The sequence below is a fragment of the Pseudomonas sp. B33.4 genome (genome assembly GCF_034555375.1).
Taxonomy (GTDB): Bacteria; Pseudomonadota; Gammaproteobacteria; order Pseudomonadales; family Pseudomonadaceae; genus Aquipseudomonas.
Genome location: NZ_CP140706.1, coordinates 4,456,062 through 4,476,526, shown reverse-complemented (window position 1 = coordinate 4,476,526; position 20,465 = coordinate 4,456,062). Strand labels below are relative to the sequence as shown.

General features: G+C 57.7%; 20 protein-coding genes. 13 read left to right on the top strand and 7 right to left on the bottom strand.

Translation table 11 applies throughout. The features are described from left to right. Positions 1 to 57: 57 nt before the first annotated feature. Positions 58 to 888, top strand: coding sequence for an NADPH-dependent 7-cyano-7-deazaguanine reductase QueF (gene queF / locus U6037_RS19625; RefSeq protein WP_322844230.1), 831 nt, complete (start codon positions 58 to 60; stop codon positions 886 to 888). Between the two features lie 171 nt (positions 889 to 1,059). On the opposite strand, the gene U6037_RS19620 is transcribed toward queF, so the two are convergent. Beyond that, the gene (locus tag U6037_RS19620; protein ID WP_095121064.1) at positions 1,060 to 1,323 is read right to left on the bottom strand and encodes a DUF4404 family protein; all 264 of its coding nucleotides are present in this window, start codon (positions 1,321 to 1,323) and stop codon (positions 1,060 to 1,062) included. Between the two features lie 108 nt (positions 1,324 to 1,431). After that, complete coding sequence (locus tag U6037_RS19615; RefSeq protein ID WP_322844229.1) at positions 1,432 to 2,052, bottom strand: HAD family phosphatase; 621 nt, start codon at positions 2,050 to 2,052, stop codon at positions 1,432 to 1,434. Between the two features lie 198 nt (positions 2,053 to 2,250). Between U6037_RS19615 and U6037_RS19610 the strand changes: the two genes are divergently transcribed. Further along, the gene (locus U6037_RS19610) at positions 2,251 to 2,940 is read left to right on the top strand and encodes a VacJ family lipoprotein (RefSeq protein WP_322844228.1); all 690 of its coding nucleotides are present in this window, start codon (positions 2,251 to 2,253) and stop codon (positions 2,938 to 2,940) included. 52 nt (positions 2,941 to 2,992) lie between these two features. Here U6037_RS19610 and U6037_RS19605 read toward each other — a convergent pair whose 3' ends face one another. After that, a complete protein-coding gene (locus U6037_RS19605; RefSeq protein ID WP_322844227.1) occupies positions 2,993 to 3,292 on the bottom strand; it encodes a PilZ domain-containing protein in 300 nt (99 codons plus the stop codon). 275 nt (positions 3,293 to 3,567) lie between these two features. Here U6037_RS19605 and rssB point away from each other — a divergent pair, with 275 nt between their 5' ends. Then, a complete protein-coding gene (rssB, locus tag U6037_RS19600) occupies positions 3,568 to 4,749 on the top strand; it encodes a two-component system response regulator RssB (protein ID WP_016986724.1) in 1,182 nt (393 codons plus the stop codon). Then, a complete protein-coding gene (gene rssC / locus U6037_RS19595) occupies positions 4,749 to 5,231 on the top strand; it encodes an anti-sigma factor antagonist RssC (protein ID WP_003226553.1) in 483 nt (160 codons plus the stop codon). The genes rssB and rssC overlap by 1 nt, the downstream gene beginning before the upstream one ends. Before the next feature lie 216 nt (positions 5,232 to 5,447). On the opposite strand, the gene tal is transcribed toward rssC, so the two are convergent. Both tal and U6037_RS19585 read right to left on the bottom strand, forming a co-directional pair. Further along, positions 5,448 to 6,374: a transaldolase gene (gene tal, locus U6037_RS19590; protein ID WP_016986723.1), complete on the bottom strand. Its 927-nt coding sequence runs from the start codon at positions 6,372 to 6,374 to the stop codon at positions 5,448 to 5,450. A gap of 202 nt (positions 6,375 to 6,576) precedes the next feature. After that, positions 6,577 to 7,530, bottom strand: a complete 954-nt coding sequence (locus U6037_RS19585; RefSeq protein WP_322844226.1) for a cellulase family glycosylhydrolase — start codon at positions 7,528 to 7,530, stop codon at positions 6,577 to 6,579. Between the two features lie 293 nt (positions 7,531 to 7,823). Between U6037_RS19585 and U6037_RS19580 the strand changes: the two genes are divergently transcribed. The 8 genes from U6037_RS19580 (at position 7,824) to U6037_RS19545 (ending at position 17,482) form a co-directional block, all read left to right on the top strand. Beyond that, entirely contained in the window at positions 7,824 to 8,264 is a 441-nt protein-coding gene (locus U6037_RS19580; RefSeq protein WP_242208602.1) for a low molecular weight protein-tyrosine-phosphatase, read from the top strand. A gap of 39 nt (positions 8,265 to 8,303) precedes the next feature. Beyond that, positions 8,304 to 10,532: a polysaccharide biosynthesis tyrosine autokinase gene (locus tag U6037_RS19575; RefSeq protein ID WP_322844225.1), complete on the top strand. Its 2,229-nt coding sequence runs from the start codon at positions 8,304 to 8,306 to the stop codon at positions 10,530 to 10,532. A gap of 40 nt (positions 10,533 to 10,572) precedes the next feature. Further along, positions 10,573 to 11,655 carry a glycosyltransferase family 4 protein gene (locus U6037_RS19570; RefSeq protein WP_322844224.1) on the top strand — a complete coding sequence of 361 codons (1,083 nt, stop codon included), beginning with the start codon at positions 10,573 to 10,575 and terminating at the stop codon, positions 11,653 to 11,655. Between the two features lie 15 nt (positions 11,656 to 11,670). Continuing rightward, positions 11,671 to 12,783: a polysaccharide pyruvyl transferase family protein gene (locus U6037_RS19565; RefSeq protein ID WP_108225791.1), complete on the top strand. Its 1,113-nt coding sequence runs from the start codon at positions 11,671 to 11,673 to the stop codon at positions 12,781 to 12,783. Beyond that, the gene (locus tag U6037_RS19560; protein WP_322844223.1) at positions 12,780 to 14,012 is read left to right on the top strand and encodes a polysaccharide biosynthesis C-terminal domain-containing protein; all 1,233 of its coding nucleotides are present in this window, start codon (positions 12,780 to 12,782) and stop codon (positions 14,010 to 14,012) included. Before U6037_RS19565 ends, U6037_RS19560 begins: the two co-directional genes overlap by 4 nt. Next, a complete protein-coding gene (locus U6037_RS19555; RefSeq protein ID WP_064117878.1) occupies positions 14,003 to 15,106 on the top strand; it encodes a hypothetical protein in 1,104 nt (367 codons plus the stop codon). Before U6037_RS19560 ends, U6037_RS19555 begins: the two co-directional genes overlap by 10 nt. Positions 15,107 to 15,118: 12 nt before the next feature. Then, positions 15,119 to 16,165 (top strand): acyltransferase, encoded by a 1,047-nt coding sequence (locus tag U6037_RS19550; RefSeq protein WP_322844222.1) that lies wholly within the window; start codon positions 15,119 to 15,121, stop codon positions 16,163 to 16,165. A gap of 186 nt (positions 16,166 to 16,351) precedes the next feature. Next, positions 16,352 to 17,482, top strand: coding sequence for an SGNH/GDSL hydrolase family protein (locus U6037_RS19545; protein ID WP_322844221.1), 1,131 nt, complete (start codon positions 16,352 to 16,354; stop codon positions 17,480 to 17,482). 108 nt (positions 17,483 to 17,590) lie between these two features. On the opposite strand, the gene U6037_RS19540 is transcribed toward U6037_RS19545, so the two are convergent. Together U6037_RS19540 and galU are read right to left on the bottom strand one after the other, a co-directional pair. Beyond that, a complete protein-coding gene (locus tag U6037_RS19540; protein ID WP_322844220.1) occupies positions 17,591 to 17,995 on the bottom strand; it encodes a mannose-1-phosphate guanylyltransferase in 405 nt (134 codons plus the stop codon). 29 nt (positions 17,996 to 18,024) lie between these two features. Next, the gene (gene galU / locus U6037_RS19535; RefSeq protein WP_322844219.1) at positions 18,025 to 18,858 is read right to left on the bottom strand and encodes a UTP--glucose-1-phosphate uridylyltransferase GalU; all 834 of its coding nucleotides are present in this window, start codon (positions 18,856 to 18,858) and stop codon (positions 18,025 to 18,027) included. Between the two features lie 390 nt (positions 18,859 to 19,248). Between galU and galE the strand changes: the two genes are divergently transcribed. After that, positions 19,249 to 20,265, top strand: coding sequence for a UDP-glucose 4-epimerase GalE (galE, locus tag U6037_RS19530; RefSeq protein WP_322844218.1), 1,017 nt, complete (start codon positions 19,249 to 19,251; stop codon positions 20,263 to 20,265). Positions 20,266 to 20,465: the final 200 nt, after the last annotated feature.

The window sequence follows — 20,465 nt, the reverse complement described above, 5'->3', positions numbered from 1 at the left end:
TCAAAGGCGCGGGCAAAGGCTGGTAGAATCCGCTGATTATTCAGTCAGGTTTCCGCCATGCATCCCGCAGCCGAACACTCGCCGCTGGGCAAATCCAGCGAATACATCGCCACCTACACGCCGTCCCTGCTGTTCCCGATTCCGCGCACCGCGAAATGGGCCGAGCTGGGCCTGACCGCCGAAACCCTGCCGTATAAAGGTGTGGATTTCTGGAACTGCTTCGAGCTGTCGTGGCTGCTGCCGTCGGGCAAGCCGGTGGTGGCGATCGGCGAATTCAGCATTCCGGCGGATTCGCCGAATATTATCGAATCGAAGTCGTTCAAGTTGTATTTGAACTCGCTGAACCAGACGGCGTTTGCCGACGTTGCTGCATTGGAAGCGACACTGGTCAAGGACTTGTCTGCGGCCGCTGGAAAACCGGTGGGCGTGCGGGTTCGCAGCCTGAAAGACGTTGAAGCGGAAGGCGTCGTGGCGTTGCCGGGCGTGTGCATCGACGATCTGGATATCAGCGTCAGCAACTATGAGCATCCGCGCCCGGAACTGCTGCGTTGCGATGATTCGCGGATTGTTGAAGAGAGCGTGCACAGCCATCTGCTCAAATCCAATTGTCCGGTGACCAGTCAGCCGGACTGGGGCAGTGTGGTGGTGGAATATCGCGGCTCGGCGCTGGATCATGCGAGTTTGCTGGAATACATCGTCAGCTTCCGTCAGCACTCGGACTTCCATGAACAGTGTGTGGAGCGGATTTTCCTCGATTTGCAGCGCTTGTTGAAACCCGAGAAGCTCACGGTGTTTGCACGTTACGTGCGTCGCGGCGGTCTGGATATCAACCCGTATCGCAGCACCGAAAGCGTACAGCTGCCGAACCATCGATTGGTGCGTCAATAGATACCCAATGTAGGAGTGAGCCTGCTCGCGATAGCGGTGTAGCAGTCGACATCAACGTTGAATGTCAGTCAGCTATCGCGAGCAGGCTCACTCCTACAGGGGAATGCATTGCCAAAGTTGAAATGAAAAAGCCCTGCCAGTGATGGCAGGGCTTTTTTGTGTGGCGTGGAATCAGATCCCCATGCTGCCCAGCGCGTTGACGATATTGCGCAAGGTGCCAGCTATGGTTGGATGGTCAACTTCAAAGCGTTCAACGGCAAGGTTCACGCCGTCGGCAATGTTCGAATCGTTGGTCTTGGTTTCGAGTTCAAGTTCCAGTTCAATCTGCGCCATCAGCGCATGCAAATCCTCACGCTCGGCTTCCGACAGCGGCGGATTCTGCTCCAGCTGCTCGCGCAGGGTATCGAGCTGTTTTTGCAGTTCTTGGGCGGGCATGGTGTTTTCCTTTTATCAGTAGGCACTGGCATTGACCGCAGCCGCGCGCCAAAGGTCTATGGCTGACCTTTAGATTAATCCACTCCCGGCAAACCTGCATGATCCCGGTCAGGGCTTTTCGCCTTTGAGGCGGCGCAGGCTGATATCGGCGAGGCAGGTGTCGAGTTCGCCCAAGTGATCGATGACCGAATGTACGCCGAGGCCGAATAACTGCATCGTCGCCTTGCCACGCAGTTGTTCGCGTTCTTTCTGACTCAGCGCTTGCCATTCGCCCGGCGCCAGGCCGCACAGCGAGCCGCAGGAGGCGAGGCCGATGGTCCATAGCCCGGCATTCAGGCCGGCCTGCAACAGGCGCGGCTCACCGCTGACCAGTACGCAGCCGTCCAGACTGGCAACGTTCAAGTCCATCAAGGCTTGCCAGCAGGCATTCGGCGCAGGCCACGGATTGATTGTTGCCGAATGTTGCGCAGGTTTGATCGACGCCGGCAGTAAGGCTGACAACGATTGGGCGAGGGCAGGCGGCAGTTCATCCAGCCACGCACAGGGAATCTGCTGACGCTGCAAACTGTGCAGACTGTCGAGCGCGCCCGGCGTGGCCTCGGCATATTCGGGCCGGGCGGCGGTATTTGGACGAGCGCGGGCACCGAAATCCACCAGACAGCCGCTGAGTCCAAACAGTACGGCCGTCAGGCTTGGCGCGGCGATGGGCAAGGTTTCGGCGTGTGTCATGGCAGCGTCCCTGAAATAGCGATAAGGCTAGTCATTCCAGGTGACAGTTGCGTGACGGCTATGTGAAGCACGGCGTGGGAGGCGTCCTACAACTTTGCACAATTGGCCGACTGCCCAAACGGGCTTTTGCGCTTATACTAGCGGCCTTAATGCCCGGGCTTCGATGTCCGCGACAGTACCAATCCAAGGAGTTTTTCTATGCGCTGGAGCTATCCGCTCGCTCAGCTTTGTGTATGTGCCGGCCTGTTGCTGGCTCCGTTCGCCACTCAGGCGGCAACGGAAGAAGACCCTTGGGAAAGCGTCAACCGCCCGATTTTCCAGTTCAACGACTTTGTTGACACCTACGCGCTGAAGCCACTGGCGCAGGGTTATGAATTCGTTACTCCGCAGTTTCTGGAAGACGGCATTCACAACATGTTCCGCAACGTCGGTGATGTCACCAACCTTGCCAACAACATCCTGCAAGCCAAACCGGCTGCCGCAGGCGTCGACACTGCACGTTTGATCTTCAACACCACCTTCGGTCTGCTCGGCTTCTTCGACGTCGGCACCAAGATGGGCCTGAACCGCAGCGACGAAGACTTCGGTCAGACCCTCGGTTACTGGGGCGTAGGTAGCGGTCCTTACGTGATGCTGCCGCTGATGGGCCCGAGCACCCTGCGTGACGCGCCTTCCAAGTACGTCGACAGCTACACCGGTATGTACCGCTACATCGATCACGTGCCTACGCGTAACTCGATCTTCGGCCTGAACATCGTCGACACCCGCGCCAGCCTCCTGTCGAGCGAGAAGCTGATCAGCGGCGACAAGTACACCTTCATCCGCAACGCTTACTTGCAGAACCGCGAGTTCAAAGTGAAGGATGGCCAGGTCGAAGACGATTTTTAATCGCGACCGGTAAAAACAAAGGCGACCTCAAGGTCGCCTTTTTTGTGTGTAGCTATTTCATCTTCAGAATGGTCAGACCGAGTTTCTGGCCGCCGTCATCCTGTGCTCGAATCCAGACCACTTCGGTCTCGGCCTCAAGGCCGGTGAGTGCCGCGTGATCGGAGTCGATGCGTACGCTCAAACGGTCGCCGACCGCGAACTGGCGCGGCGCTTCGACCTGCATGCCGCTGCTGGAGAGGTCGATACACACCCCTGAAACCTCATCTCCTTCATGAATCAACACGACATCGGCATCGACCCGCATGCGGATGAAATCGCGCTTTTCGCTGTAGTCCCGACCGGTTTGACTCATGGCTTCGTCCTTCCATTGGGTTACGGTTTGAGCTGTTCTTATAACTCTCGGTGATTTGACAAGTAAAGTCGTCAAGCGACCATCGGCGCATGCTTGAAACGCTCTGCGGATGGGAGTACCGTCTGCGCCTTAGAAGGGCACCTCTGGTGCAACCGCGTTTGCAGACAATGCTCGAAAGCGGTGCAGCAGAGAGGCTAGAAAGCGAATCCAGTAGTCTGCGCAGGGCCAAATGCCTCGCCAACTACGCCAACCTAATTCTGGCGCCGTTTGCCCACATGCCAAAAACCAGTGCCACGCTGCTGATAATCGATGATGACGAAGTAGTGCGCGCGAGCCTCGCGGCCTATTTGGAAGACAGTGGTTTCAGCGTCCTGCAGGCCAGCAACGGCCAACAGGGTCTTCAGGTATTCGAGCAAGACACGCCCGACCTGGTCATCTGCGATCTGCGCATGCCGCAGATGGGCGGTCTCGAACTGATCCGTCAGGTCACCGAGCGGTCACCGCAAACACCGGTGATCGTGGTGTCGGGTGCCGGCGTCATGAACGATGCGGTCGAAGCCCTGCGTCTGGGCGCGGCGGATTACCTGATAAAGCCTCTCGAAGATCTGGCTGTGCTCGAGCACTCTGTGCGCCGGGCCCTGGATCGTGCGCGCCTGCTGCTGGAAAACCAGCGCTACCGCGAGAAGCTGGAAAAGGCCAACCGCGAGCTCGAGGCCAGCCTGAACCTGCTCCAGGAAGACCAGAACGCCGGTCGCCAGGTACAGATGAACATGCTGCCGGAAAGCCCGTGGAGCATCGACGAGTTCAAGTTCGCCCACCAGATCATCCCGTCGCTGTATCTGTCGGGTGATTTTGTCGACTATTTCCGTGTCGACGAGCGTCGGGTCGCGTTTTACCTGGCGGATGTCTCCGGTCATGGCGCCTCTTCAGCCTTCGTCACCGTGCTGCTGAAGTTCATGACCACGCGCTTGCTGTTCGAATCCAAGCGCAACGGCACATTGCCGGAATTCAAGCCTTCGGAAGTCCTTGGTCATATCAACCGGGGGCTGATCAGTTGTAAGCTGGGTAAACACGTCACAATGGTCGGTGGAGTCATCGACGAGGAGACCGGTTTGTTGACCTATAGCATCGGCGGCCATCTGCCGTTGCCTGTGTTGTACACGCCTGACAGTGTTCGTTATCTCGAAGGGCGTGGTCTGCCGGTGGGTCTCTTCAATGAGGCCACCTACGAAGATCACGTGCTTGAGCTGCCGCCGACGTTCAGCCTGACGCTGATGTCGGATGGCATTCTGGATCTTTTGCCAGAACCTACGCTCAAAGAAAAAGAAGCCGCTTTGCCTCAACGGGTGAAGTCGGCGGGCGGCAGCCTGGATGGTCTGCGGCAAGTGTTTGGATTGGCCACGCTAGGGGAGATGCCGGATGATATCGCCCTGTTGGTGTTGAGCAGGAATCTTTAATGAGTACCGGTAGAATCCAGTTCGCCGAGCAGGACGGCACCTTTGTCCTGAAGTTCGTCGGTGAAGTTCGCCTGACCCTGTGTTCGGCGTTGGATGCGACTATTGAGAAAATCTTCACCGCGCTGAATTTCAACGCGATCGTGATCGATTTGACCGAAACCCGCAGCATCGACAGCACGACGTTGGGCCTGTTGGCCAAACTGTCGATCCTGTCGCGGCAGAAGGTCGGCCTGCTGCCGACCGTCGTCACCACCCACGAAGACATCACCCGTCTGCTGCAATCGATGGGGTTCGAGCAGGTGTTCAACATCGTCAACCATCCCGTGCCATGCCCGGAATGCCTTGACGACCTGCCGGATCAGGACCAGTCGGAAGAAGTTGTGCGGATCAAGGTGCTTGAAGCGCACAAGATCCTCATGGGCCTGAACGATTCCAATCGTGAAGCGTTCCATGACCTGGTGAATGCCCTCGAAAGACACTGAGGGCCTGAAATGTGGGTAGAGCCTGCTGGCCCTATCGCGAGCAGGCTCACTCCTACAGGGTTCTTCATTCGACACACAATCGCGATCAGACCACAGATCCCTTGTAGGAGTGAGCCTGCTCGCGATAGCTCTCGCAAGAACACTGGAATTATCCAGCACCCACAAAAAAGGGCGAACCCTCACAGGTTCGCCCTTTTTGCATCTCGCTAACTCAAATCACAGCTTGGCCTGCAACAGCGCCTCAAGCTTTTCCTGGTCGCGAGCAAACTGACGGATGCCCTCAGCCAGTTTCTCGGTGGCCATGGCGTCTTCGTTGGACAACCAGCGGAATTGCGCTTCGTTGAGGCTCAGACGGGCTTCACCGGCGTTGCCCGGGGCGAGTTTGCGCTCCAGCTTGCCGGTGTCGGCGGCCAGTTTGTCGATCAGGTCCGGGCTGATGGTCAGGCGGTCGCAGCCGGCCAGTTGCTCGATCTGGTTGAGGTTGCGGAAGCTCGCGCCCATGACCACGGTCTTGTAGTCATTGGCCTTGTAGTAGTTGTAGATGCGGGTGACCGACTGCACGCCCGGATCATCGGCACCGGTGTAGTCGTTGCCGTTGGCTTTCTTGTACCAGTCGTAGATACGGCCCACGAACGGCGAAATCAGGAACACGCCAGCGTCGGCGCAAGCGGCCGCCTGAGCAAAGGAAAACAGCAGGGTCAGGTTGGTCTGGATACCTTCCTTCTCCAGCACTTCGGCGGCGCGGATGCCTTCCCAGGTCGAGGCGATCTTGATCAGTACACGATCACGGCCAATGCCGGCCTTGTCGTACAGCTCGATCAGGCGATGCGCGCGTTTCAGCACAGCATCCTTGTCGAACGACAAGCGCGCATCCACTTCAGTGGAAATACGGCCCGGGATCACTTTGAGAATTTCCTGACCGACTGCGACGCCAAAGCGGTCGCTGGCCAGGCCGACATCGCCCTTGCAGTCGCTGACGCAGGCGTTAAGCAGCTCGGCGTAGGCCGGAATGGCCGCCGCTTTGAGCAGCAGGGAAGGGTTGGTGGTGGCGTCGACCGGTTTGACTCGGGCGATCGCTTCGAAGTCGCCGGTATCAGCAACAACGGTGGTGAATTGTTTGAGTTGTTCCAGCTTGGAAGTCATGGGCGTGCTCTATCCTATGGGTCTGATGACATTACCCGAGCGCTGACGGTCACTCAAGGGCGTGTACGTGTATCGATGGCCCCTGCGGCAACAACCTGAAAACGATTGTTTGAAAGGTGGGGCGGGCTATCGATGGATACGATGCCAAAACAGCCAACAGGTTCAAAGCAACCGACCTGTGAACAGGCCGGTTGTATATTTGCTACTGGGCGTTCAACAGGGCTTCGACCGACAGGCGCGCCGGTTTTGGTTGCCCGTCGGACGTCAGCAGGCCGAAGTTCTTCTCGCGTTCATTGCTGCCCGTATCGCTGTTCTTCCATTCGTAGATGGAGGTCAGCGGGATGTTGAGTTTTTTAACATCGCCGATAAACGCGTTGATCTTGCTCGCCTGTCCTTCGGCACCGCCGTTGGACGCGAGCGCCGAGATGCCCCATTCACTGATGACGCCCGGCAGATGGAAGTTCTGCTGAATAAATGCCTGCGCATTGCTGATCTGCGCGGCCGTCATGCCATACGGGTGATAGGACACCGCGCTCAAGCATTTCGGGTATTCGCTGACAATGCGGTTCAGCGCCACCGTGGAAGCCGAGCCCGCGCTGGGTGGCCGGGCGAAACCGTAGCCGACCACTGGTGTCGATGGCGGCTGTCCTTGCAGTGTCTTGCACACCGCGCTCATGAACGGCACAAACGTGCTGTCGAACTTGCCCGTTGGCCAATAGGTTTCCAGATCCGGTTCATTCCATAGCTCGATCGCGACCAGTTGCGAGCCGTACGACTGTTCCAGCCCGGTCACGGCTTTGGCGAAGCCTTCACCGGCGCTGGCGAGTTCGGCGTTTGAGGTGGCGGGCAACGCTTTGATGGCGCGGACCGTCAGCAGAACCTCCAGCCCCGCAGACTTGGCCGCTGCAAAAGCATCGCTGACTTGCTGCTGATAAGCCTTGGCAGTCAGGCTTTCGCTCCACACGCCGAAGCGTACAAAACCGAAGCCTGCCGATTTGATCTGCGTGGCGTCGGCAGTGGTGAAATTCTGGATCTTCACCTGAATGCCGATGTTCTTGGCCGGAAGGTTAGGGAACAGTTCGCTGCCTTGAACCTGCGTTGCAGCCAGTGTCATCAGCGCCAGTGCGCCGAGTCGTTTGAGATGTGCTGATTTCATGTCTGCTCTCCCGAAGAGAAGTGACAACTACGAATATTGATCTCGTTACTCGGTTTTCGATCGAGATGGTGGCACTTAGTGCACGAATGTTATTTTTTGTCGGAAATCAAACAGCCGAAAATCACAGTTATTTTTAGTCCGCTAATTGTGGTTGGGGGACTTTTAGACGCTGTGGTACTTAATGCTCCAGTACTAACAGGGCGAATCTATTTCTGAGTGCAGGAAGATCTTGAGGGTTCATTCAATTGCTCTCGGGATGTTGGCCGTTTGACATTACACAGGAAAGTAAAACCTTGTTCAGAAAGATCCTTGTTGTTTGCGTTGGCAATATATGCCGAAGTCCGACGGCAGAACTGTTATTGCGCAATGCGCTGGGCTCATCGGCGATCACCGTGGCGTCCGCAGGCCTTGCTGCACGGGTCGGCGAGGGTGTCGAAGCTTCGGCCCGGCAGGTCCTTGAGGATCACGGGCACAGCGCCGCAACGTTCCAGGCACGGCAACTCACGGCCGACATCGTGAATGAATCGGATTTGATTCTGGTGATGGAAAAACAGCATGTAAATCAAGTGCTGAAAATCGCCTCTCACGCCAGAGGCAAAGTATTTCTGCTCGGCAAGTGGCAGAGCGAGCGCGAAATACAAGATCCGTATCGTCAAGGCAAGGCCGCTTTTATTCATGCCCATGCATTGATTGAAGATGCTGTCAGCTCATGGGCGCAACGCCTCGCGCGTTGATGAATATTCTTCAGATCAATGAATGGTAAGAACAGACTTATGCAGTTACCGTCCGTCATCGGCACCCGCGACAATGATCAAGACAGTATTGATCTTCTCGGCATATTCGGCAGTTTGATCGACCAGAAATGGTTGATCGGCGCGCTCACCGGCGCCTTCATGGTTACCGGTGTGGCCTACGCAGTGTTGGCCACGCCCGTGTACCTGGCGAATGCGCTGGTGCAGGTCGAACCGAAAAAGAACGACATGCTCGGGTTCTCCGACCTCAACAGCATGCTCGGTGGGCAATCGCCGTCGGTGACCGAAATCGGCATCATCAAATCCCGCGCGGTAATCGGCAAAACCGTCGACGACCTGCGCCTGGACATCGATGTCACCCCCAACACCTTCCCGATGATTGGCGGCTTTCTCGCCCGGCGTTATCGCGGCGAGACCGAGACCAGCGTCGCCGCGCCGCGTTTCGGCCTGAACAGTTACGCCTGGGGCGGTGAGCGCCTGGAGTTTGCCCGGCTCAATCTGCCGAAAGAACTGCTGGGCAAGAAGCTCACCCTGATCGCCGGTGAACAGAAGCATTTCCAGTTGCTCGATGACAACGACAACCTGCTGGTAGAAGGCATCGCCGGCGAAACCTTCGCGCAGGACGGCGTAGAAGGGCAGATCACACAGTTGCAGGCAAACCCCGGCACCCGTTTCGAAGTGGTGCGCAACCCGCGAATCGTGACCATTCAGGGCTATCAGGACGCACTGGATATCTCCGAGCAGGGCAAGGAATCGGGGATTATCAAACTGGCGCTGGCCAGCAGCGACGCCGCTGAAGCGGTGAAGATTCTCAACAAGATCGCCGCGCTGTACGTCGATCAGAACGTGCGCCGCACCTCGGCGGAAGCGGCGCAGAGCCTGGCCTTCCTGCAGAGTCAGTTGCCGCAGGTCAAACGTGATCTGGCCAAGGCCAGCGATGCGTTGAACGCCTACCAGACTCACGGCAAGACCGTGAACATCTCGCTGGAAACCCAATCGGTATTGGGTCAGTCGGTGGCCCTGGAAACGCGCATTTCCGAGCTGAAAATGCAGCAAGCGGAAATGGACCGAAAGTTCACTAAACAGCACCCGGCCTATCGCGCGTTGATGAGCCAGATCGGCGAACTGACCCAGCAACAGAAGTCGCTGGAAGGCAAGGTTGGCGATCTGCCCGCCACGCAACAAGAGCTGCTCAACCTGACCCGCGATGTCGAAGTCGCTTCGCAGATCTACACGCAGTTGCTGAACAAATCCCAGGAGCTGGACATTGTCCGCGCCGGTGCGGTGGGTAACGTGCGTCTGGTCGATGCGGCGGATGTCGACCTGACCAGTCCGGTCAAGCCGAAGAAAGCCCTGATTGTGCTGATCGCCACATTCCTCGGTGCCTTCGTCGGTGTGGCGCTGGTGCTGTTGCGCAAATCCCTGAGCCGTGGTCTGGAAGGCCCGGAAGCCATCGAGCAACTCGGCTTGCCGGTGTACGCGTCGATTCCGTACAGCGCCTTGCAGGAGGAAGAAGACGGCAAGAAAGGTCGCGCCCGCGACGGCGTCGACAAACCGGCGTACCTGTTGGCGCTGCGTAACCCGACGGATCTGTCGATCGAATCGATCCGCAGCCTGCGCACCTGCCTGCACTTCGCCGGCCTCGATTCGACCAACAACCGCATCATGATTTCCGGGCCGAGCCCGCAGGTCGGCAAGACTTTTGTTTCGTCCAACCTCGCGGCGGTCATGGCCCTCAGCGGCCAGCGCGTGGTGTTGATCGATGCCGACATGCGCAAAGGTCATCTGCACAAAACCCTCAACACGCCGATCACCAACGGTCTGTCCGACCTGCTGGTCAAGCGTTGCAGCATCGATCAGGCGATCAACAAAGTCGAAATCGATAACCTGCACTTCATCAGCCGTGGCCAGGTGCCGCCGAATCCTTCCGAGCTGTTGATGCACGCCAACTTCCGCGACTTGCTCGCCGAACTGAGCGAGCGCTACGACCTGGTGATCATCGATACGCCGCCGCTGCTGGCGGTGACTGATGCGGCGATTGTCGGTCGTGAAGCGGGGATCAGCCTGATCGTTACGCGCTTCGGGGTGAACCCGGCCAAAGAGATCGAACTGACCATTCGCCGCTTCGCGCAGAACGGTATCGAGTTGAAAGGCGCGGTGTTCAACGGCGTCGAGAAGCGTGCCGCCAGCTACTACGGCAACGGCGGCTACGGCTATTACAACTACGAATACGCGTCCGACAAATCCTGACTGTCAGCGACTGTTTTTTCCTCTTTGAAGTGGGTGATTTGTGAAGAAAATACTGCACGTGGCAGAGACGATCAAAGGTGGCGTCGCGACGGTGATCCGGACGATTTCGGCTTCGCCAGAAGGTGATGCGGCGAACTACGAGCTGGTGTATCTGGTCCCGGAGGATCAGGCCAAAGAGTTGCACGGCATCGGCGCGCAGCAGATTCGCACCTTTCCCCGCAGCGGGCGCAATGTGCCGTCGTTGCTGCGTTTCGCCTGGCGCCTGACTCAGGTCATGCTCAAGGAAAAACCCGACGTGGTGCATTTGCACAGCACTTTTTCCGGGGTGATCGGCCGTTGCGTGTGTGTGCTGCTGCGACCGTGGCGCAAGCCGAAAATCGTCTACTGCCCGCACGCCTTTTCGTTCCTGATGGAAAGCTCGCCGACCAAGCAGAAAGTCTATGCGTGGATCGAGCGAGTCCTGCAGAAAGTCACCGACGTGATCATTTGCGTCAGCCAGTACGAACTCGATAAAGCCGCGCGTTTCGGCATCGAGCGCAAGCGCATGAAGCTGATTTACAACGGCATTCACCGCAAGGATGACGCGCCGAAAGCGGCGAGTCCCGAGCCGATTCATCTGCTCTTTGTCGGTCGGCTCGATTATCAGAAAGGCTTCGACGTGCTGCTCAAGGCCTTCGCCAACGTGCAGCGCAAAGACTTGAAACTGACCGTGGTCGGCAGCGCGGTGAACGAGGACTCGGTGGAGTGCCCACCGATGGACGCCGTGGAATATTTGCCATGGGTCACACCGAGCGAGGTACAGGCGCTGTACCAGAAAGCCGATGCGTTGATTGTGCCGAGTCGCTGGGAAGGTTTCGCCATGGTGCCGCTGGAAGGCATGGCCATGGGTTTGCCGGTGATCGCCAGCAATTGCACCTCGCTGCCAGAACTGGTCACCAATGAAGTCTCCGGTTATGTCTTCCCCTCCGGCGATCACCAGGCGCTGGCCGATGTGCTGACGATCATCCAGAAGCCGCGCCTGCTCGACCTCGGCAACGAAGGTCGGAGCATCGTCCGCGAGCGTTTCAGCGCCGCGTTGATGATTCGCCAGACCTACGACCTGTATCGCGCCCCCACTTTTTAAGTAGAACTCAAGCATATGAACGTAACGATTTTGCATGGCTACAGTGCATCCAACTCCGGTGACGGCCTGCTCGTCGATCTGGCTATTGCGCTGGTGCAGCGCAACTTTGGCGAAGACACGGCGATCAGCGTGGTGGCTTCCGATCCGGACTCTTTCAGCTACTTGCCGCACCCGCGTTTTGACGCGCCGGTGATGGCTGCCAAAGGGCTGGGCCGGGTCAAGCAAGCGGTGTTCCTTAATCAGTCCTACGCCGGCCTGGCGGATCTGTTGAAGAAAACCGATCTGATCGTTGGTGTCGGTGGCGGCTACATGCGCTCGAAAAGTGCCTTCGAACACATCAAGCTGAAACTCGGCCACGCCAAGCAACTGGAAACCGCGATCCTCAGCAAAGTGCCGTCGGTGTACCTGCCGCAAAGCATCGGCCCGTTCCACGGCGAGAGCAGCAAGATCGTCGAGCACTACGCCAGCGCCGACGCGGTGTTCGTCCGCGACAACCGCTCTTCGGCTATTTTCGATGCCTGCGCCAACGTCTACCGCGCGCCGGATCTGGCGGTACAGTCGCTGGCGAGCAAAATCCTCCAGCAAGCGAAATTCACTCGCTGCGCATCGTCGCCGGCCACGGTTTGCGTGGTACTGCGCAAGCCGCCGGAGTGGAGCAAGGAAAAGAAAGTCGCTTATGTGGCCAACCTGAAGTTGCTGCTGCAGCGCCTGAAGAACAAAAGCAAAGTGGTTTGCGCCGTACAGAGCGCCGTGCGTGGTAACGATGACGGTGCGTTCTATCGCGAACTGGGCATCACCGAAGATTTGTTGTCGTTGAAAGCGACGATCGCCAAATATCAGCCGGACCTGGTGATTTCCGTGCGTCTGCACGGCGCTATCGAATCGCTGCTCTCCGGCGTGCCGGCGTACCACATCAGCTACGAGCGCAAAGGCTTCGGCGCCTATCAGGACATGGGCGTCGACGACTGGGTGATCAACGGTGGCGACATCAATGTCGACACGATCATCGACACGGTTTACGCGCCGAATGCGTTGTCGAATTTCGGTAAACGCCTGACCGACACCTGCCGTGAAATCGAAGCAAAAACCGTGGCCATGGACGAGATCATCAAGGGTGTCGTTCGATGATATTTCGGCTACTGCTTCGCGGCGGAGCCTTGGGCGCGAAGTTTTTGCTGGTGTTGGCGATCACCCATTACCTCGGTTATGAGGCGCTGGGTTTTTACGGCGTGGTGGTCGCGGCCTCGTTGATCGCCTCGAAGTTCTACAGCGTCGGTTTCAGTTCCGAGATCAATCGGTTGATCAGCGTGGGCGGCAGTTCGCGCCGCGTGGTCGATAAAGTCCTGCTGCTGTATCTGGCGGTGGGGCTGTTGTTGTCGGTGGTGACGGTGCTGATTTATTCACTGTTCCAGACAGTTGAAGCGACTGCCGCGCTGATTCTATGCGTGACCCTGGTGTTGCTCACCGAACATCTGTCGTTCGAGATCAACTCGTTCGTGTTTTCCGCGCAGAAAGCCACGGCGGGCGCGTTGCTGTTCTTCATCAAGACCGGCCTGTGGGCGCTGCTGGCAGTGGGCGGAATGATGCTCGACTGGGTGTCGGGAATCGCCAGCGTTTTGTGGCTGTGGGTGGCCGCCAACGCGCTGGTGATCATCGCCGGCTACCTGATCGTGGTAAACGTGCACAAGGGCCGTGTCGCCGGAACGTTGGCCACGGGCACCGTGTGGAAAGCCGGGTTGCCGTTTTACCTCGGCACCGGGCTGATCGCGTTGAGTCAGTACGCCGAGCGCTTTCTGATCATCGACCTGGAACCCTACGCCAGCCTCGGTAAATACGTGTACGCGTGGTCGGCGGCGAACACTTTGCAGGCGTTGTCGTACGCGGTGGTGGCGGTGGTCGGGATTCCGGTGCTGGCCAAGCGTTTTCAGGCTGAGCAACAGGCGTTCACAGTCAAGCAACTGTTCATCAACAAGTGGGTGATGCGTTCGCTGCTGGTGTCGGCGGCGGTGGCGGTGGCGATCTATGTGTTTTTCAACGTGGTGCTCGATTACGTCGCCACCAGCGTGCCGCGTCCGGACAATGCGATCCTCGGCGTACTGATTTTCTCCTTCGCCTTGCGCGCGATTGGCGACATCGTCTGGGGTGGTCTGATTGCTTCGAAAAACAGCCGGGTGTCATTGGCCAGCGCTGCCATTTGCTTGTTGGTTTCGGTGCCGGTCAGCTATCTGTTGATCAAGCACTATTCGATCTACGGCGCGGCGTGGGGCAACGTCTTCGCGATCATCGTGCAGCTCGTGGTGATTGCCGTGCTGACTCGCGCAACCGCTGCGAAAAAGGCTGCGTTGTCATGGGCCTGAAACTGCCGTGCATCGAGTTTCGTGGCAAGAGACTCGATTCGTATGTCTCGTTCCTGATCCTTTTCACCGGGCTGTTTCTGTCGGTGGCCATGCCGCTGCTGATTCCGCGTGATCCAGGCCCGGATGCGATGACCTTGTGGTCGTCCTACGCCCGTGCCGACAACTGCAACTTCTGGAACCCGTTCTCGCCGGATCGCTCGTCCTACGAGTGCTCGGCATTCCTGCTGCGGCCCACCGGGATCAACCTGACCAATGCCTGGGCCTACGGCATGTTCTGCAATTTTTTCCTCACGGCGATACCGGTGGTGGTGTTTCGGCGCATGCCGTTGGCGATCTTCGGCACGTTGTGTCTGTGGGGCATTGTTCGTTCGTTCTTTCTGGAAAACCTGACCAAGGAAATCATTGTGTCGGTGGCGGTGTTGAGCATTCTGCTCAGCTCGCTGACGCGTAAATATCGCGGCGGCTTCTTTCTCTCGGCGGTGATTTACGGCGTGCTGATCCGGCCGTACTGGATTCTGTTTTCGCTGTCGTGGGTTGGCGTCTGTGTGATGAAAAAGTACGTGTCGCGTACGACGTTTTTCCTGATGTTGTTCTTGTTCTACCTCGCGGTGGCGATGTCGATTCAGCTCGCTTTGGGCTTTCCGGTGTCATCGATTCGCGCCAGCAACAACGAACTGCGCACGGCGGGCGAGGAGGGCTCCAAATCGTTGATCGTCTCGTGGCTCACGGGCAGCGATTTCGTTTCGCAGGCGCTGGACTCGATGATCATTTTCTTCCGCTTGTCGTTCCCGGTGGAGCTGATTCTGCTGTCCGGGCCGGGGCAGGTGATCTTTGTCGCGTTGATGATCATGACCGCGTTGCTGCTGTTCAAAGTCATCACCTCAACCGATTACAAAGGCGCGCCGATCCAGACCAAACCTAAAGAGCTGATCGCGATTCCGCTGGCGTTTCTGCTGGTGCAGGGTCTGTTCGAGCCGGACTTCGGCTCCTTCGCCCGGCACTTCTCGATGGTGGTGCCGGTGTTGTTTGTCGGTCTGGGCTTGATGCTGCGGGCGAACAAACCGGTGCAGGTTGAATCACGAATTCTGAATTGAGGCAGGTGCTTTATGTCGAGCAAGAAAAAGTCCCTGGAGATTGAAACCCTGCGTGGCCTGGCGTGCCTGTTGCTGGTGCTCTATCACGTCATCGGGCCGTTGGGTGGCGGGTTGAAGATCGATATCGGCTCGCCGTTCCGGGTGATCGCCGACTCGATGGTGTACGTGCGCATGCCGCTGTTCACGTTTATCTCCGGGTACATCTATTCGATCTACAAAATCCGTGGCAATGACTTTTCCGCGTTCTTCAGCGGCAAGGTGCGGCGCTTGATCGTGCCGCTGTTTTGCGTCGGCGTGCCGTTTTCGGTGCTGCAGGCGGTGGGGCCGGGGGTGAACAAGGATGTCGGCGTGATCGACGCGTTGTTGTCGTTCTGGGTGCCGATCAATCACTTCTGGTTCCTGCAGGCGGTGTTCATTATTTTCATGTTCGTCGGGCTGCTGGAGTGGCGCGGGATGCTGCGTTCGGCGACGCGGCTGTATGGGTTGTTCGCGTTTGCCGCGCTGTTGTTTCTGCTGCCGCCGTTCAAGTTCGATGCGTTCGGGATTAACGGCGCGATTTATCTGTTGCCGTTTTTTGTCGCGGGGATGATTGGCCAGGAGAACGTCGACGCATTGAAACAGCGCTTCAAGGTGATCGGGCCGTTGGTGTTTGTGTTGATCTCGCTGACGCTGCTGTACGTGGCGGCGATTGATCGTGAGTTGATTGTTGATCGTCGTAGCTTGATTGGTTTAACCGTGGGTTGCGTGTCGTGCATCGCGTTGTTGTCGAGTGATATGCGGTCGAAGGCGCTGACCTGGCTCGGTGGTTATTCCTATGCGATTTTCCTGTTTCATGTGCTGTTCGCGGCGACGTCGCGGTTTGTGCTGGGTCGGTTGGGGGTGAAGGATGAAAGCCTGCTGGTGCTCGGCGGCTTGAGTTGTGGCTTGCTGGGGCCGGTGGTGTTGTCGATGATTTTCAGCCGGTTCAATTTCACTTCGGTGTTGTTCCTTGGTGAGCGCGCGGCGAAGAAGAAACCATTGGTGCCTGTCACTCCAGTGGTGCAAACCCACAGCAGCTAAGAGCTTCGCGAGCAGCGGATCTTTGTCGAACACAATCCCTGTAGGAGTGAGCCTGCTCGCGATAGCGGTGGGTCAGGTAATGAAATGCTGACTGACAGACCGCTATCGCGAGCAGGCTCACTCCTACAGTTGATCTCTGTACACCCAAGCATCCAGTGGGCCATTCCAGACTGAAGGAAATTTTGCATGTTGGCAGTAGATGACGCGCAACCCGTCGCAGCGTCGGTGGTTCAGGTAGGCGACGCCCGCGAGCGATTCGCACAGTGGCGTGAAGGTAAGGCCGGCAAGGTCTTGTCGGTCTCGGTGATCGGCGACAGCTACAGCGCCGGGCAGGATTTCTACCTGAACAAACTGGTGCAGCGCGTGGCCGGGGAGGTGGGTTTTGCCGGGCCGGGTTACGTCGGTTTCAACCACGGCGCGGCGCTGGGCGGCACGCATTTCAAATACACCCGCAGCAGTGACAAGTACTTCGGCGGCGACTGGAAGGTTTCAGGCCTGGGGCAAGCGAGTCCGGACAGTCGCACGGTGACAGGCCGGCCCGGTGCATGGCTGCAAGTGGATGCGAGTCCGACGCCGCGCATCGATACCGCTGTCACTCAGGCGAAATTGCTTTATCTGGGCAACGGTGAATCCAGCGAGATCCGCTATCGCTGGGCGCCCGGGCAAGACTGGCAACCGTTGAAGCTTGAGGGTTCGGGCGTTCAGGAAGTGCCACTGACAGGCCTCTCGGCAGCGAAAGACTGGTCATTCAAACTGGAAGTGGTGAAGGGCGCGCCGACGTTGTTCGGGCTGTGGATGAGCAACGATCAGAACGGCGTGCGGGTTTCGAAACTGGCGGCATCGGGTGCGGCGTCTGTGGATTTCTATCACAAGGATCCGCAATGGCAGGTGCAGTGGAAAGCCGCTGTGTCGAAGATCCCGGCTGATGTTTACTTGATCATGCTCGGTGGCAATGACCAGGGTTTCGGCGTGAAGCCCGCGCAGTATCTGCAGAACGTTCAGGGGCTGGTGGGCATGCTGCGTGAGATTCAGCCGCAGGCGAGCATCAACCTGATCATGCGTCAGGACACCACGCGCTCCAGTGCGTATCCGATGTCGGCGTACGCGCAGGTGCTTGAACCGTGGGCGCGTGAGCAGCGTCTGGGGTACGCCAATCTTCAGTGTGCGTTTGGTCCCGACGTCAAACGCTACGCGGCGGCGATGATCGGCCCGGACAAGATTCATCCGCTGCCGGCCACGGGGGGGAAGGTGATTGCCGATTACTTTTATGGCTGGATCATGGGCGCCAAGGATCGCTGCGACGCGCTCCCGAAATAACCGCCAGACCCACTGTAGGAGCTGCCGAAGGCTGCGATCTTTTGATGTTGCTGTTAAAAACAAGATCAAAAGATCGCAGCCTTCGGCAGCTCCTACAGGGGAGTGTGTTTATTCGAATTGTTCTATCTGGCCCAGCAGCTCCGAGAGTTTCTGCGGCATCAATCGCGTATCGCACCGTGTCTCGACGTTAATGATGATCGCCGGGTCGTTGCAGCAAATCCGCACGCGAAAACGCCAGTCACCGAAGATCACCTTCAGCCCATCGCTGTCATCCATTTCCAGCGCCTGCTCGCCATACAGCTTTTTCAAATGCGCGAGCAGTGGATAGGGATCACGCAGCGGCCGGCGGATATCACCGGACGCCGGAAACACGCCAATCCGCTCCACCAGCAGAATCGTGCCCAGCCAGGTTTCGTTGGCGCTGGGCAACGGCTGATGGCGGGACAACCAGCTCATCACCCCGAGGTTACCCACCTCGCGTTCAATCTCTACGGAATGTTGTGCAATGTTCATGGTGGCCTCGTTGGGTGAAGGGAGCCGTCTCAGCGGCCTTTGAGGTAAACGTTTTCGTAGCAGAAATTGGTCGCCTGCAAATAGCCCTCGGCGTCACCGCAGTCAAAACGCAGGCCTTTGAATTTGTAGGCCAGCACGCAACCGTTCTGCGCTTGTTTCATCAACGCGTCAGTGATCTGGATCTCGCCACCCTTGCCCGGTTGGGTGTCGGCGATCAGGTCGAAAATATCCGGGGTGAGGATGTAGCGGCCGATGATTGCCAGGTTCGACGGCGCGTCTTGCGGGGCCGGTTTTTCCACCATGTTGTTGACCCGATAGATGCCTTCGGACATCAGTTCGCCGGCGATCACCCCGTACTTGTGGGTCTGGTCGGCCGGGACTTCCTGGATGGCGACGATCGAGCAGCGGAATTTCTTGTACAGCTGGATCATCTGGCTGAGTACGCCATCGCCTTCGAGGTTCAGGCACAGGTCATCGGCCAGCACCACGGCAAACGGTTCGTCGCCGATCAACGGACGACCGCTGAGAATCGCGTGGCCCAGGCCTTTCATTTCCACCTGACGGGTGTAGGAGAAGGTGCAGGTGTCGATCAGCTCGCGGGTGCCGGCGAGGAATTTCTCTTTCTCGGTGCCACGGATCTGGTGTTCGAGTTCGTAGCTGATGTCGAAATGGTCTTCCAGCGCACGCTTGCCACGACCGGTAACGATGGCCATGTGTTGCAGACCGGCGTCCCGCGCTTCTTCAACGGCGTATTCGATCAACGGCTTGTTGACGATCGGCAGCATCTCTTTCGGCATGGCTTTGGTGGCCGGCAAGAAACGCGTGCCGTAGCCGGCAGCAGGGAACAAACATTTACGAATCATAAAAGTATCCTGGACAGTCATGGAACAGTCAGCGGGTGCACTGCACTAATGAAGTGCAAGCAAGTTTCAAACATTATTGAACGACTGCTTTAATACCTGAGTCAGGTTGTTAATGGCAATTGCGGGTGGCGGTAAAGCGCGACAATGTTATGAGATGTCGGTTAGTTGCTTGATAGTTATTTTTAGTCGGTATCTGTTGATAGTGATGAGTGCACAGGGAGTGCTAATAAGTAGCGGGCAATACAGTGTGACCTGCAAAAATATTTATTGCCAGTCATTGAACTAGTTTTGTTTTCGGTTGTTGTCGCCTCATTTGTGTGGATTGTGACACATCTTCAATGAATCAGGCTTGACACGCTACTTGTCACTCATTCAAAGACGGATCGCACTATGAAGATTCTGGTAACGGGTGGTGCCGGCTATATCGGCTCGCATACCACACTTGCATTGCTTGAAGCAGGTTATGAAGTTGTCGTGCTGGATAATCTTTGCAACAGCAGCGAAGCCGCGTTGCACGCCGTTGAAACCATTTGCGGCAAGAGTGCCTGGATGATCCGCGGCGATGTCTGCGACCGGGCACTGCTTGACCGGATTTTTCGCGAGCACAACATCGAAGCGGTGCTGCATTTTGCCGGCCTGAAAGCGGTCGGCGAAAGCGTGCGCAAGCCGCTTGAGTACTACGAGACCAACGTCAGCGGCAGCATCACCCTGTGCCAGGCGATGGCGGCGGCGGGGGTGTTTCGTCTGGTGTTCAGCTCGTCGGCGACAGTGTACGGCGAGCCTGAGCAGATGCCGATCCGCGAGGATTTCCCCACTGGCAATCCGACCAATCCCTACGGCCAGTCCAAGCTGATCGTCGAGAACGTCCTGCGTGACCTCAGCCAGGCCGAGCCGCGCTGGAGCATCGCCCTGCTGCGCTATTTCAACCCGATCGGCGCCCACGCCAGCGGCCACATGGGTGAAGACCCCAATGGCATTCCCAACAATCTGGTGCCTTACATCAGCCAGGTCGCAGTCGGCAGCCTGCAAGAGTTGTCGATCTTCGGCAACGATTACCCGACGGTGGATGGCACCGGCGTGCGCGATTACATCCACGTCGTCGATCTGGCGGACGGACACTTGAAGGCGTTGCAGTCCATCTCCGGGCGTACCGGCATTCACACCTGGAACCTCGGCACGGGTGATGGCTACAGCGTGCTGCAAGTGCTCCAGGCCTTCGAACAGGCCTGCGGGCAAGCGGTGCCGTATCGGATGATGCCGCGCCGCTCCGGGGATATCGCCGAGAGTTGGGCCGACGCCTCCAAGGCTGCAAAAGAGCTGGGCTGGAAAGCCACGCGCAACTTGCAGGACATGGTCACTGATACTTGGCGCTGGCAATCGAATCATCCCAAGGGCTACTTGGAATGATGGCCATTTAACCCAATGTTATTTTCAGTCAGGTTGTTAGATAACGTCGGGAAATTACACTGGCAATGCCTTTTGCAAGTCCGTAGATATAAACCTGCCGTTCGACTTTTATCAGTTGGGTAAGACTGTGAAAGAACAACGGATCTTGTTCGCGCTTTTTGCGGACTTGAACTCACCACCGCTAACTCAGGCCAGTTTTA

Coding starts and splice junctions, on each gene's coding strand:
- queF (WP_322844230.1), top strand. CDS start 58: ATGCATCCCGCAGCCGAACACTCGCCGCTGGGCAAATCCAGCGAATAC.
- U6037_RS19620 (WP_095121064.1), bottom strand. CDS start 1,323: ATGCCCGCCCAAGAACTGCAAAAACAGCTCGATACCCTGCGCGAGCAG.
- U6037_RS19615 (WP_322844229.1), bottom strand. CDS start 2,052: ATGACACACGCCGAAACCTTGCCCATCGCCGCGCCAAGCCTGACGGCC.
- U6037_RS19610 (WP_322844228.1), top strand. CDS start 2,251: ATGCGCTGGAGCTATCCGCTCGCTCAGCTTTGTGTATGTGCCGGCCTG.
- U6037_RS19605 (WP_322844227.1), bottom strand. CDS start 3,292: ATGAGTCAAACCGGTCGGGACTACAGCGAAAAGCGCGATTTCATCCGC.
- rssB (WP_016986724.1), top strand. CDS start 3,568: ATGCCAAAAACCAGTGCCACGCTGCTGATAATCGATGATGACGAAGTA.
- rssC (WP_003226553.1), top strand. CDS start 4,749: ATGAGTACCGGTAGAATCCAGTTCGCCGAGCAGGACGGCACCTTTGTC.
- tal (WP_016986723.1), bottom strand. CDS start 6,374: ATGACTTCCAAGCTGGAACAACTCAAACAATTCACCACCGTTGTTGCT.
- U6037_RS19585 (WP_322844226.1), bottom strand. CDS start 7,530: ATGAAATCAGCACATCTCAAACGACTCGGCGCACTGGCGCTGATGACA.
- U6037_RS19575 (WP_322844225.1), top strand. CDS start 8,304: ATGCAGTTACCGTCCGTCATCGGCACCCGCGACAATGATCAAGACAGT.
- U6037_RS19565 (WP_108225791.1), top strand. CDS start 11,671: ATGAACGTAACGATTTTGCATGGCTACAGTGCATCCAACTCCGGTGAC.
- U6037_RS19560 (WP_322844223.1), top strand. CDS start 12,780: ATGATATTTCGGCTACTGCTTCGCGGCGGAGCCTTGGGCGCGAAGTTT.
- U6037_RS19555 (WP_064117878.1), top strand. CDS start 14,003: ATGGGCCTGAAACTGCCGTGCATCGAGTTTCGTGGCAAGAGACTCGAT.
- U6037_RS19550 (WP_322844222.1), top strand. CDS start 15,119: ATGTCGAGCAAGAAAAAGTCCCTGGAGATTGAAACCCTGCGTGGCCTG.
- U6037_RS19545 (WP_322844221.1), top strand. CDS start 16,352: ATGTTGGCAGTAGATGACGCGCAACCCGTCGCAGCGTCGGTGGTTCAG.
- U6037_RS19540 (WP_322844220.1), bottom strand. CDS start 17,995: ATGAACATTGCACAACATTCCGTAGAGATTGAACGCGAGGTGGGTAAC.
- galU (WP_322844219.1), bottom strand. CDS start 18,858: ATGATTCGTAAATGTTTGTTCCCTGCTGCCGGCTACGGCACGCGTTTC.
- galE (WP_322844218.1), top strand. CDS start 19,249: ATGAAGATTCTGGTAACGGGTGGTGCCGGCTATATCGGCTCGCATACC.